The sequence below is a fragment of the Siphonobacter aquaeclarae genome (genome assembly GCF_900103285.1).
GTDB lineage: Bacteria > Bacteroidota > Bacteroidia > Cytophagales > Spirosomataceae > Siphonobacter > Siphonobacter aquaeclarae.
In genome coordinates this window covers 114,856-128,263 of record NZ_FNGS01000010.1, presented here as the reverse complement: position 1 = coordinate 128,263, position 13,408 = coordinate 114,856, and the positions used below count along the sequence as shown (strand labels likewise).

General features: G+C 55.9%; 9 protein-coding genes. 7 read left to right on the top strand and 2 right to left on the bottom strand.

The features are described 5' to 3' along the window. Positions 1 to 195: 195 nt before the first annotated feature. The 7 genes from BLR09_RS22375 (at position 196) to BLR09_RS22345 (ending at position 11,694) form a co-directional block, all read left to right on the top strand. Positions 196 to 3,534, top strand: coding sequence for a TonB-dependent receptor (locus BLR09_RS22375; RefSeq protein WP_245689996.1), 3,339 nt, complete (start codon positions 196 to 198; stop codon positions 3,532 to 3,534). 10 nt (positions 3,535 to 3,544) lie between these two features. Beyond that, a complete protein-coding gene (locus tag BLR09_RS22370) occupies positions 3,545 to 5,215 on the top strand; it encodes a RagB/SusD family nutrient uptake outer membrane protein (protein WP_093208017.1) in 1,671 nt (556 codons plus the stop codon). A gap of 7 nt (positions 5,216 to 5,222) precedes the next feature. Next, a complete protein-coding gene (locus BLR09_RS22365) occupies positions 5,223 to 7,580 on the top strand; it encodes a hypothetical protein (RefSeq protein ID WP_143011185.1) in 2,358 nt (785 codons plus the stop codon). Positions 7,581 to 7,866: 286 nt separating this feature from the next. Then, positions 7,867 to 9,129, top strand: coding sequence for a metallophosphoesterase (locus tag BLR09_RS22360; RefSeq protein ID WP_093208014.1), 1,263 nt, complete (start codon positions 7,867 to 7,869; stop codon positions 9,127 to 9,129). A gap of 103 nt (positions 9,130 to 9,232) precedes the next feature. Next, a complete protein-coding gene (locus BLR09_RS22355; RefSeq protein WP_093208013.1) occupies positions 9,233 to 10,117 on the top strand; it encodes a dienelactone hydrolase family protein in 885 nt (294 codons plus the stop codon). Between the two features lie 55 nt (positions 10,118 to 10,172). Further along, a complete protein-coding gene (locus BLR09_RS22350; protein WP_143011184.1) occupies positions 10,173 to 10,376 on the top strand; it encodes a hypothetical protein in 204 nt (67 codons plus the stop codon). A 259-nt stretch (positions 10,377 to 10,635) separates the two neighbouring features. Then, positions 10,636 to 11,694 carry a ferredoxin--NADP reductase gene (locus BLR09_RS22345; RefSeq protein WP_093208009.1) on the top strand — a complete coding sequence of 353 codons (1,059 nt, stop codon included), beginning with the start codon at positions 10,636 to 10,638 and terminating at the stop codon, positions 11,692 to 11,694. A gap of 62 nt (positions 11,695 to 11,756) precedes the next feature. On the opposite strand, the gene BLR09_RS22340 is transcribed toward BLR09_RS22345, so the two are convergent. Beyond that, positions 11,757 to 12,458, bottom strand: a complete 702-nt coding sequence (locus tag BLR09_RS22340; protein WP_093208008.1) for a VIT1/CCC1 transporter family protein — start codon at positions 12,456 to 12,458, stop codon at positions 11,757 to 11,759. 196 nt (positions 12,459 to 12,654) lie between these two features. After that, a complete protein-coding gene (locus BLR09_RS22335; RefSeq protein ID WP_093208188.1) occupies positions 12,655 to 13,395 on the bottom strand; it encodes a GLPGLI family protein in 741 nt (246 codons plus the stop codon). Positions 13,396 to 13,408 lie beyond the last annotated feature (13 nt).

The window sequence follows — 13,408 nt, the reverse complement described above, 5'->3', positions numbered from 1 at the left end:
AACCCGAACACCTATGAAGTAAAAAAGGTGAATGATGCGGACACATCATTCACCCGAGTTAATCCCCACTGCTTCAGCCACGAAGGAGTGTCCCGAAAGGGACGCCGGGGATCGTTTTTGCCAATTCTTGACACCAGCAAAACAGTCAAAACTATGAAAAAAAAGGTACCCTCTGCCCTTTTCTGGAGAAAAGTTATGAGAATCAGCCTGTTACATTTTTTCTTTTCCCTCACACTGATTACGCTGTGCCAGGCCCGGACCGGTCTGGCGCAGGAACTGCTGGACCGGAAAGTCACCCTCTTTCTGAGCAACCAGCCTGTCGGAGAGGTCCTCGACAAGCTCGGGAGGTCGGCGCAGGTATCGTTCATGTATAGCCCGGAGATCATTCAGTCACGGCGCAGCGTGACGATCCGCGCGCGGGAAGAGCGCCTTGACGACATTCTGCGCCAGCTCTTTCGCCCGCTCCGGATCAGCTACGAGGTTGTCGGCTCCCGGATTCTGCTGAAACGGAGCCCGCGGACAGAGGACGCTGCCGCCCTGGTGGATGTTTTCCCCGGAGAAGAAGTCCCTGATATCCAGGCATTACTGACCGGCCGGGTGACCGATGAAGTTGGAGCGGGCGTTCCAGGCGCCTCCGTCCGGGTAAAGGGAACAGCAACCGGGACGGTCACCAACAACGACGGCCGCTTCGCCCTCAATGCAACCGAGGAGAAAGGCCTGCTGGTTGTTTCGTCGGTCGGATACATTACCCAGGAGCTTCCCTTTGGCACGCAGACAACCAATCTGGACATCACGCTCAGGCCGGATACGAAGTCGCTCGACGAAGTCGTGGTTGTCGGCTATGGCTCCGAGCAGAAAAAAGACCTCACAGGCTCTGTCGCATCGCTGAGCGGTAAGAATATCGCCGAGCGCCAGACCATGCAGGTATCGGAAGCGCTGCAGGGCGCGCTGGCGGGGGTGACCGTCACCCGTAATTCCGGAGCGCCGGGCGCTACCTCTACCATTCGTATCCGGGGTATTACGACGATCGGGAACAACGATCCGCTGGTGATCGTCGACGGCGTACCCAACGGCAATATCAACAACCTCAACCCCAACGATATCGAAAACATCACTGTACTGAAAGACGGGGCGTCTGCCTCCATCTATGGCTCGCGGGCGGCGGCGGGAGTAATCCTCGTCACAACCAAGCGGGCGAAGGACGGGCAGGCCAGCTTCGACTATAATTATGAGTTCGGGATGCAGTCGCCCACGCAACTGCCGTCTTATGTCAATGTTCCCCGGTATATGTCGATGTTCAATGAAATGCAGGTCAACGACGGCGGTACCGGTCTGTACGCCAAAGATCTCATCGACAATTTCGACGCCCGTCATAAAGCGGAGCCGGATAAATACCCTGCTACCGACTGGCAGCGCCTCATCATCGGACGGACGGCGCCGCGCCACCGCCACGACCTGTCGTTTGCCATCGGGACCGGCAAGCTGAAAACAAAGGCCTCCCTGAGCTATTCCAAAGTAGACGGGCTGTACGTCAACCGCCAGTATGACCGCTACACCGTTCGGGTCAATAATGACATGCGTATCAACAAGATGGTATCGGCCAACTTCGATATCTTCTACAAACGGACGGCGGAAGTAAGCCCTGCCGGCGAAAATCCCGTGTATGCCAGCCGGATATTCCCGGGCATTTACGACGACCGGTACGAAGACGGACGCTGGGCGCCTGGCAAGGAAGGCCGCAACCCCCTGGCCCAGATTCACGACGGCGGTACAAACCGCGGAACGTACAACCAGCTGGGCGGTCGGCTGGTGTTTGACGTCCGGCCGGTGGAAGGACTTTCGCTGACGGCGATTATCTCCCCCACCCTCGATTTCAACAAGAGCAAGAACTTTGCGAAAGTCATCCAGTATACGGCACTGAACAATCCCGCGCAGGTCATCTACAAAAACCAGGCAAATACCATTCTGAACGAAGGCCGGACAGAGATGATGACGTTCAACGGGCAGCTGCTCGCCAACTATTCCAAACTCTTCCGGGAACATCACCAGTTTGACGCCTTGCTTGGGTACGAAGAAAACTATGCATTCAGTGAGTCGCTCGGAGCCTCGCGGGAGGGTTTCACCATCACCGACTTCCCGTACCTGAACCTCGGTTCCCTGACTCTGCGGGCCAACAGCGGGTCGGCGACGGAGTCGGCACTGCGCTCGGGCTTCAGCCGGGTGAAGTACAATTACAAAAACAAGTACTACCTCCAGGCCAATGTCCGGCTCGACGGCTCCTCCCGCTTTTACAGAGACTACCGGTGGGGCGTATTTCCATCGGTATCAGCGGGATGGACGATTTCCGAAGAACCTTTTCTCAAATCCCTTCCCGCGATTTCGTACCTGAAAGTCCGCGGTTCATGGGGGCAGATCGGGAATGAACGCATTGGCGATTATCCCTATCAGGCATCCATCGAATTCAATAATAACGCTCTGTTTTACCAGGGGAATCAGCTGACGGCGCAATCGGCCGGCGCACAGGTAACCTATGCCGTGAAAGATATTACGTGGGAAACGACGGAGTCGATCGACGCCGGCCTCGACCTCAGTTTCTTCCACCAGCGCCTGAGCCTGACCGCCGACTACTTCCGCAAGCGTACCCGTGATATTCTCCTGAGTCTTGATATTCCGAAGTACCTCGGCTACGAAAACCCCAGCCAGAACGCCGGCGTCGTCGAAGCCAAAGGATGGGAACTCGAGGCCGGCTGGAAAGACCACGTCGGGAAGCTGAACTATTCCATCGGCGTCAACCTGTCGGATACCCGGACGACCATCGTCAGCCTGAAGGGAACACAATTACGCGGCGATAACGCCAAGCTCGAAGGCGGCGAGTTTGACGAGTGGTTCGGGTACCGCAGCTCCGGATTATTCCAGACGGCGGAAGAAGTCAAAAACGCTCCCGTGCTGAATGCCAACGTCAAGCCCGGCGATATCAAATACCTCGACCTCAACGGCGACGGCAAGATTACGCCTGAGGGCGACAAGGTACTCCTCGGCGGCTCCCTGCCCCGCTACGTATTCGGTGGTAATATCCGGCTGGAATACAAGGGATTTGACCTCGGGCTGGTCTTCCAGGGAGTCGGTAAGATCAACCGCCGCCTGGCCGATACACAGGTCATGCCTTTTGGTGAAAGCTTCGGCAATGCCCCGGCGGAGATCGACGGCAACTACTGGAGTACCTCCAATACCGCCGAGCGCAACCTGCTGGTGCGCTATCCGCGCCTTTCCCAGATTTCCGCCGGAAACAACTACCAGATGTCGGACTTCTGGCTCATCAACGGCGCCTATTTCCGGATGAAAAACCTGACCATCGGCTACAACCTGCCACAGGCTGTCGCGAAGCGGCTGAGCATGCAGGGATTGCGCGTATACGTGGCCGGAAATGACCTCTTTACGCTCAACCGCTTCCCCAAAGGCTGGGATCCGGAAGTCGACGCGACAACCTATCCCGTCGTGAAAACCCTGATGGCTGGTATCAACCTCAAATTCTAACTGCACGGACATGAAACGCCTTTCCCTATTTTTCCTTTCCCTGCTGCTGATCTCCTGTAACAAACTGGATCTTAACCCATTGTCCGAGAGTTCTTCGGAGAATTTCTACTCGAACCAGGCGGAGCTGGAGATGGCCGTCAACGACCTCTACCGCCTTGTTTTCTGGGGAAATGACGACGAAGCCTATTCCGACAACCATTGGCAGCGCAGCGTCGGCGGCAATGAAATCACCTACGGCACAATGGACGCCGGCAGCGGCATTGCCAGTACCCTCTGGGTCAACTGCTACAAGCCCATTGCCCGCGCCAATACCTTTCTGGCCAACAAGGACCGCGCGAAAAACAATACAGCCGAAAGTGTGCTGCTCCGCCTGGAGGCCGAGGCCCGGCTTATCCGTGCTTACCAGTATTCCCGGCTTATTACGCATTTCGGGGATGTACCTCTGTTGAAAACGCCTGTTTCGCTGGAAGAATCGTACAAAATGACGCGTACTTCCCGCGAGGAAATTCTAACGTTTTTATTCGCCGAATTTGACTGGGCCGCCGCGCAATTGCCGGTCAGCTATGGCGCCGGAGAGCTGAAACGCCTGACGAAGGGCGCCGCGCTGGCCCTCAAGGCACGCACCGCCCTGTATCTTGGCAAATGGGCAGAAGCCCGCGACGCGGCGAAAGCCGTCATCGACCTCGGCGCCTATCAGCTCCATAGCTCCTACACCGATCTTTTTCTGGTTTCGGGAGAAACGAGTAAAGAGCTCATCATCAGTATTCCCCGCTCGCAGGAACTGTCGGTATTCATGGATGCCGGTACGGTCCGCGACTATATCTCGCGCAATGCGGGCGGATATGGCGCCCAGATACCGACCTGGTCGCTCGTGGATTCGTACGAGTGTACCGACGGGCTGCCCATTGATCAGTCTCCGCTCTATAATCCGAAAAAGCCCTTCGCCAACCGTGACCCGCGTATGACGATGAGTATCGTGGAATTTGGAACGCCGTGGCTTGGATTCAGCTATCAGCCGCACCCTGATTCTACTCAGACATTTTCGTACAAAACCGGTAAGAAAGTCAGTAACCTCGACTGCCGGGCGGTCAATACCTTCGCCAGCTATACCGGTTTTATCTGGAAAAAAGGCATCGATCAGACCTGGGCAGATCGCCTGGCGGCAGACAACGACATTATCCTCTGCCGCTACGCCGAAATACTCCTGACCTATGCGGAAGCGAAAACAGAATTGGGAGAAATCGACGCGTCGGCGCTGAACGCCCTCAATCAGGTACGGGCCCGGGCCTATGGCGTCGCGGTGACGGCTACCGGATCATACCCGGCCGTCAAAACCACGGATGCGGTAGCACTCCGGACAGTAATCCGGCGCGAACGACGCGTTGAACTCGCCCGCGAAGGCCTTCGGTACATGGACCTTATCCGCTGGAAAATCGCTGAAAAAGCCCTGACCCGCCCGATCGTAGGGTTTCAGGACCCGAATGTACTCGACCGCGGGAAGTGGCCGTTCGCCGGCGCGCCCGTCATCGATGCGGACGGTATTCCGGACTACTCCGCCCTGATGGGAAATATCAAGTCCCTGGCTGTCACCAACTTCGACAAAAACCGGCAGTACCTCTGGCCGATTCCCGCCAACGAACGCCGCGTCAATCCTAATCTCACTCAAAACTCCGGCTATTGATTGTGCTATGAAACGTGCCCTATTGATTTCCCTATTGGCCGGCTCGTCCGTCTTTGCGCAGCAAAAACCCCTTCAGATCAGCGGCGTATACCCTCACCTGGCCGTATTCAACCGCGGCGACGGTATTCCGTGCAAGGGCAACGGCGGCGAGTGCGGTATCGGAGCGGTTGTTCCCTGGGCAGGCAAACTCTGGATGGTTACCTACTCCCCGCATTGCCCGGGCGGCAGTTCCGACAAGCTCTATACGATCGATCACAATCTCCGGCTCACCATCCGGCCGGAGAGCGTCGGCGGAACGCCCGCCAACCGGATGATTCACCGCGAATCGAACCAGCTTATCATCGGACCGTATTTTGTTTCGAAGGAAGGAGTCGTGCGCACCATCCCGCAGACCGTTATGCCCGGGCGGCTTACCGCAACAGCACGCCACCTCACCGACCCGGCCAACCAGGTCTATTTCTATGACATGGAGGGTATGCTCTACGAAGCCAACGTCCATTCCCTCGCCGTTAAAAAGCTGTTTCACAAGCCCGTACCCGGCTGGCACGGAAAAGGCGGATACACGGCACAGGGCCGGCTGATTGTAGCCAACAATGGTGAACACCAGGTCTTCGACATCGACACGAAGCTGCTGCAGGCTGGCGCTGCCCCGAAAAACAAGGATGAAATGGGAGTACTGGCGGAATGGGACGGAAAAGCCTGGTCCATCGTCGAGCGGAAACAGTTTACGGATATCACCGGCCCCGGCGGAATCTACGGGGCGCCGTCTCCGGAAAGCCCGGCGTGGAGTATCGGCTGGGACCGCCGTTCGGTGATTCTCAAGCTCCTCGATCACGGTAAATGGCATACGTACCGTCTTCCGAAATCCACGCATACCTATGATCACTGGGGAGGTTGGTATACTGAATGGCCACGCATCCGGGAAATCGGCAACAACCGCTTGCTGATGGACATGCACGGGATGTTTTACGACTTTCCGGCGGGCTTCAGCGCCGGGAAAACCGGCGGTATACGCCCGATTTCCAACCACTTGCGCTACATTCCTGATTTTTGCAGCTGGAACGGGCAGCTGGTCCTCGCCACCGATGAAACATCGATCCTGGAAAATCCCCTGGCTGGTCGCTCGCAATCTAACCTCTGGTTCGGGCAGCCGGAACAGCTCCGGGAATGGGGCGCGGCCAATGGCTGGGGCGGTCCCTGGCAAAACGACGCGGTACAGGCTGGAGAAGCCTCTGATCCGTTCCTGATCAACGGCTTCGGTAAAAAGATCCTGCATTTGACCCATCAAAACGGCAAAGCAGTCACGTTCACGCTGGAAGTCGATAAAACCGGTACGGGGCGCTGGGAGAACTATGCCACTGTTTCTGTACCGAAAGAGGGATACCTGGCGTATGCTTTCCCGGCATCGTTTGCAGCGACGTGGATACGGCTGAAAGCCGGTCAATCCGGTACCTATTCGGCCTTTTTCCATTACCAGGGGCAGGGACATGCGGCCTCTGACGGGAAAGCGCTTTTTGCCGGTTTGGCAGAAGCGACCGATCGGGATCCCGTGGCCGCCATCATTCGTCCTTCCAAAGACAATACCAATCTACAAGTACTGAATGGTACTGTTTATCAGGAAGTAGACGAAAACCTGAGCTACCTCACGCCTGCTGGAAGCAAGGCAGAGGAAGTTGCTGCTGTCGGCGCTTTCAAAAAGGATTTTGAGCTGGATGACGCGTCGGTGATTGTGAAAGACGCCACCGGAACCTTCCGCCTGCCCCGCACGCTGGCGGCGTATGACCAGCCTTTTGCCGCTGGCTGGCCCCGGGGCCGTCGCGAGGTGGAATCGGAGCGATACCTTTTTCAGGCGCACGGAACGATCTATGAAGTCCCGCGGGAAGGCGGTTTTGCTACCATGCGGCCGATTACTACCCACCGGAAACAGATTCAGGATTTTTGTACCTGGCGGGGGCTGCTCGTTCTTTCCGGAACAAAAAAAGGGGCTGAAAACCGCGAACATATCTTCGGTTCCGGTATGACCAGCCTCTGGTTCGGAGCTATTGACGACCTCTGGAAGCTCGGGAAGCCGACGGGCGAAGGCGGCGTCTGGAAAAATACGGTCGTCCGCGCAGGAGAGCCGTCCCTGCCGTACCTGATGACCGGGTACGACAAGAAAACGGTTACGCTGTCATCCGACAAAGACGCGGCGTTCACGCTTGAAGTCGATTTCGACCATGTCTCAGGCTGGCATACCTACAAGCGCATCGCCGTCAAAGCCGGCAAGCCGGTTACCGTCACCTTCCCGTATACCTTCAACGCGCATTGGTTGCGGGTGAAGTCGGATACGGATTGTGTGGGGACGGCCTGGGTGGTGTACCAGTAAGTAAACCGCCAACAGATAAGCCCCGCCGGACGGACTGTTCCGGCGGGGCTTATCTGTTGCCACCCACCCAAAAATGACCGGTATCCCGGAAGGGGACGACAACAGCATATCTGCGATACGTCCGGGGAAACATATACCTGAGCTACCGTAGTTTGCGTATCTTCATTCCCCCGATCCGCGGCTCCATCCTCCGAATCGGGCTATTCATCCGGAATACGGAAACCGGCTGAACCATCCGGCTCTTGCGGGAGTTTTTCCGTTCGAGCAATAGAATCGTCTCTTCCTTATGAACCGAATCATCACCCTGGCCATTACCATACTCGTTCTTCTTGCTATTGAGTGGTATGGCTTTCAGGCTGTCCGGACGGCAACGCAATCCGTCTCTCCCGGCTGGCAACGCGCTGCCCGGTGGATTTACTGGAGCGTTCCGGGCATGCTGCTGCTGACTATTGTCCTGTCTGTGACCCTTGGAAGTGACTTCTGGGGCCGTTTCAGAGGCCTCCGGATTTTCTTCTACAGTTATATCCTGATCGGCTACCTCTCGAAAATCTTTATGATTCCGCTGTTGCTGATTGACGACGCCGGCCGGCTTGTCCGCTGGGCGGCGCGCCTGTTTTCCAAACCCGAAGCGACTCCCGCTACTCCTTCCGGCGGCGATGCGATTACCCGTTCAGAATTTCTGGCGAAGGCGGCGCTCGTCACGGCGGCTATTCCGGCGGTCGGGTTTACGTGGGGCATCATTTCCGGCGCACACGATTACCGCGTCCGGAAAGTCACGCTGAAACTGAAAAACCTCCCGCGCTCCTTCGAGGGGCTCCGCATTGCGCAGGTTTCCGATATTCACTCGGGTAGTTTTTACAATAAAACAGCGGTAAAAGGCGGTGTTGATCTTCTTCTGGCAGAGAAACCGGATCTGGTATTTTTCACCGGCGACCTTGTCAACGACCGCGCCGAGGAAGTGAAAGACTATAAAGCCATTTTCGAAAAAGTAAAAGCGCCGCTGGGCGTCTATTCTACCCTCGGCAACCACGACTATGGCGATTACGCTTCCTGGTCGAGCCCGCAGGCCAAGCGGCAGAACCTCGAAGATCTCAAGCGTGTACACCGGGAAATGGGCTATGACCTGCTGCTCGACGAGCACCGCTTCATCGAACAAAACGGCGATAAGATTGCTATTCTGGGTATTCAGAACTGGGGTACGGGCGGTTTTGCCCAATACGGCAACCTGGCCAAAGCCAACGCCGGTACCGACGAAGCAGCCGTCAAGCTCCTGCTCTCCCACGACCCGAGTCATTGGGACGCGCAGGTCCGGCCCGAGTTCAGCGACATCGACGTGCAGTTTGCCGGCCACACGCACGGGATGCAGTTTGGCATTGAAACGCCTTACTTCCGCTGGAGTCCGGTTCAGTACCGTTACAAGCAGTGGGCCGGGTTGTACAAGGAAGGCGACCAGCAGTTGTACGTCAACCGCGGATACGGATTTCTCGGATACCCGGGGCGCGTCGGTATGCCGCCGGAGATTACCGTCTTCGAACTGCAGAAAGCCTGATTTTTCGTTTGTATCTTTCGATCGGAGCGAACATTTTCGCTCCGGTTTTTCTTTGTATCCCGGCCCGGGATTCCTTTAGCCAGACTCCATTCCGCAAAACCTCATGAAAAAACTCTTCCTTTCCGCCCTCCTGCTGGGCGCGAGCGCCAATCTGTTCGCCCAAAGCTGCTGCGAAGACGCGGCAGCGGCCTGCCACGATACGAAAAAGACGTCCGGTCTTTTCGAACGCCCCGATGAAATGCAGCTGATGGCCTCCACGAAAGAATTTCAGGCCCTGCACGTAGAACCGCTGCCCTTTACGTTCGAAAGCAAGGCCGGCGGAGAAATGATCCAGCTTGATGCAGCCGATGGTCAGAAGGCCGGCGCCTTCCTGATCAAAGCCAAATCAAAGTCCGACAAGTACCTCCTCGTTTTTCAGGAATGGTGGGGTTTGAACGACTACGTCAAACAGGAAGCAGAGAAATACTATAACGCCCTCAACGGAAAAGTGAACGTACTGGCGCTGGATATGTATGACGGGAACGTCGCCACGAAAAGTGAAGATGCCGGCAAATACATGAGCCAGGCCAAACCCGAGCGACTGGAAACGATCATCAAAGCGGGTATCGGTTATGCCGGCCCGAAGGCGAAAATTGCCACCGTCGGCTGGTGTTTCGGGGGCATGCTGTCGCTCAAATCGGCGCTGCTGGAAGGCTCCCAGGCGGTAGGTTGTGTGATGTATTACGGCCGGCCCGAACAGGATGTCGAAAAACTGAAAAGCCTGCACACCGATGTACTGGGTATCTTTGGCAGCCAGGACAAAGGCATTCCGCCGAGCACCGTACAGGAATTTGAGAAAAACATGGCCGCTGCGGGCAAGAAAGTAACGATCAAGATGTACGATGCCGTCCACGCCTTTGCGAATCCCAGCAATCCGAAATACGATGAAGCGGCATCAGCCGACGCCTTCGCCCACGCTTCGGAATACCTGAGAAAAAAGCTGTTGTAAAAAATAAACGACTGGTACGGCCGTTTTACTGATGTACGAAACGATGCAAACGTCCATGAAAAAGCTACTCTTTGTATTTCTTCTCGGCGTGATGGTCCTTCCCGAACAGGTATCGGCCGCGCCATCGGCTTCGACGGAGGTTTCGGTACAGGATGCGGCCTCCAAACGCCGCAACAAAGGCTACCGGAAGAAAAAAGGATTTCTCTGGGGCCTCTTCAAAAAGAAAGACAAAGGCTGCGGCTGCCCGAGCTATAAATAGAGGTGAAGAAGCCCGTCTGGTTAGACGGGCTTTTTTGTTTTCGGTTTGCGGTTTTTGGTTTTCAGTTGGGTGAGCTAATCAAGCTGTAGCAGGGCAGCAACGCGAATCATATAAGCAGTCAGGTACGTTGGTCGGAGCGCCAACCGAAAACTATAAACTGAAAACCGAAAACTGAAACCCCGATAGCCCCTATCTATTACCTTTGCATTTCTTTATTCCCAATGGCCGGCCGGGCCTTCCCGACCGGTATACTAGATAGATGAGCAAGTATTATCACCTGACCGTCAAGGAAGTCGTTCGCGAAACAGAAGATACGGTTACTCTTCATTTCTGGCATCCGCCGCACGCAACCATACCCTATAAACCCGGGCAGTTTCTGACGCTGATTCTGCCGGTAGAGAACAAGAAAGTACGCCGCGCCTACTCCATGTCGAGCTCGCCCAATAAGGACGCCTCGATTGCGGTGACGGTAAAGCGCCTCGCAGGCGGGCTGGTTTCGAACTACGTCAACGATCAGGTAAAAGCCGGAGACGTCATCGAAGTCATGGAGCCGATGGGGCATTTCGTTTGCGAACCGGCGGCAGGCCGGAGCCGGGAGCTGGTCCTGTTCGGCGCAGGCAGCGGGGTTACGCCGCTGATTTCGATGATCAAATCGGTATTACCGGTTGAAACCAATACCCGGATCACTCTGGTATACGGCAGCCGGAACGAACGGAATATTATTTTCCGGGATCAGCTGGCTGAACTGGAAGCGCAGTTTGCCGGACGCCTGACAGTAGTGCACGTCCTCAGCCAGCCCCTCGCGTGGGACGGCCGCAGCGGGCGCGTCAACCAGCAGGCAGCCATCCGGATCCTGGACGAACTGAACATACCTGTCACTTCCGCAGAATTCTACCTCTGCGGACCGGAAGGGATGATGGAGGAAGTGCAGCATGCGCTGGCCATCCTCAACGTCCCGAAAGAGCAGATTCACAAAGAGAGCTTCGCTCCCTCAAAAGATACACACGGAGAAGTCGTGGAAGACGAAGACGACGGCAAACTCAAAACCCGTACCATCACCCTCTTTTACGAAGGCGCTGAGTACAAGGTGGAAGTCAAGCCGCACCAAACTATCCTCGAAGCCGGTCTCGAGCTCGACATCGACCTGCCCTATTCCTGCCAGGCCGGTATGTGTACCGCCTGTATGGGCCGGTGCAAGTCAGGCAAGGTGATGATGGACGAAGAAGACGGTCTGACCGAACAGGAAATTGCCGCAGGCTTCGTCCTGACGTGTGTCGCGCACCCGATGAGCGCGGATGTGGTGATTGAGATTGAGTAGCCCGGCGCCCGCAGTTATCCGAAAAAGCAACGACTGGAATCATCCATCGTTGCTTTTCACTTTTATACGTTTACCCCGAAAAGGTATCCTACCAACGCAGACAATCCCATCGCAATCGTACCCCAGACAACGATGCGCACGACGGCCTTCATCACGCCGGAACCGCCGGTTCTCGCCGCCACTATTCCCAGAATCACAAGAGAAAGAATCGTAAAGGCATATAGCGCATACTCCATGTATGTGATTGGAGCGAGCAGCACAACGAGCAGAGGAAGTACGCCCCCGAACGTAAACGCCGCGCCCGACGCCAATGCGGCCTGGATCGGCTTTGCCTGACTTATTTCATTGATTCCCAGTTCGTCCCGGATATGGGTACCCAGAGCATCGTGAGCCGTCAGCTCGGTTGCGACCTGAAGAGCGGTTTCCTTTTTCAGCCCGCGGCGTTCGTAGATTTCAGCCAGAATCCGTAGCTCCTCTTCCGGCATATCCTGAAGCTCCTGCCGCTCCCGTTCGATATCCGCTTTTTCAATATCCGTCTGGGAGCTTACCGATACATATTCGCCCGCAGCCATAGACAATGCTCCGGCTACCAGGCCGGCAATGACCGCCAGCAATACCGGCTCCCGGGCAGCACTCGCCGTAGCGACTCCGATCGCCAGACTTGAAATCGAAATGATTCCGTCGTTCGCGCCCAATACAGCCGCCCGCAGCCAGTTGCTCCGGTGGATGTAGTGGTTATCCATGTAATTGTTGATCGTAAGCATACTATTCAGTTAAGGTTTCAGGGGTACTGTTCGGAATAGTGGTGAGCGCTACCTCCGAGTCAAATATAGACACGTTTTACCGGTTGATTCGTGACCATACACGGCAGGCCATATGCAAAAAGCAGCAGACGGTAAGCAGCAGGAAAGACCCTGCCACTTACCGCCCGCTGCTTTTTGCATAAAGGCTTACAGCTTTTTAATACCTCAAACTCCAGTACGGATTCCGGTGCGACTTCATGCTGTCCTGAATATGCTCGGAGATCAGGCGGTTGTATTCTTTTTCCGTGATCTTTTTCCCTTTCATTTTCGGGAGAGCCAGCTCTTTATCGGTCAGCTTTTTCAGTTCGATTTTAGTAGCCGTAACGACGACGTCGCCGTCGTTGATATCCAGCTCCAGAATGATACCCGGAAGACCGAACGAGCGCTCCGGACCGAACGATACCGGCAGATCATCCGCAAACCAGGCGGTCAGCTTTTGTCCTTTCACCGGCTCTTCGGTTTCAGCCTTCATGCAGACGTGGCCCGCGATGTCTTTAAGCTGGTTCAGAATCTTCCATTTGGGCGCAGGAAGGGAATCCTGCACGACGTAGGTCTTGCCCATCATCTCATGCAGCTCGGTCAGGGTTTCTTTCGCGAAATCCCGCTGAATGATATAGTCATCCTGGCGCCAGGACCACCGGCCGTCTTCCGACTCGCCCTGATCGCTCAGGTAGGTGTAGACGCTCTGGGTCGGGCTGAAGACGAGCTTCATTTTTTCCTTGTACCCGTCCCGCGAGCCGAACGTCATCTTGGCGCGGTCTTTCTCTTCCTGGCTCAGGAAGGTCAGGCGCTGCTGGATTTTGGTCCAGTACTGCGTGCGTTCGTATGTGATGATTCCCTCCGGCTCCTGAGCAAAGACAGGGAGCGAAAACAGGAGCAGAAAGATCGTTTTTTTCATCGTGTTCATCATT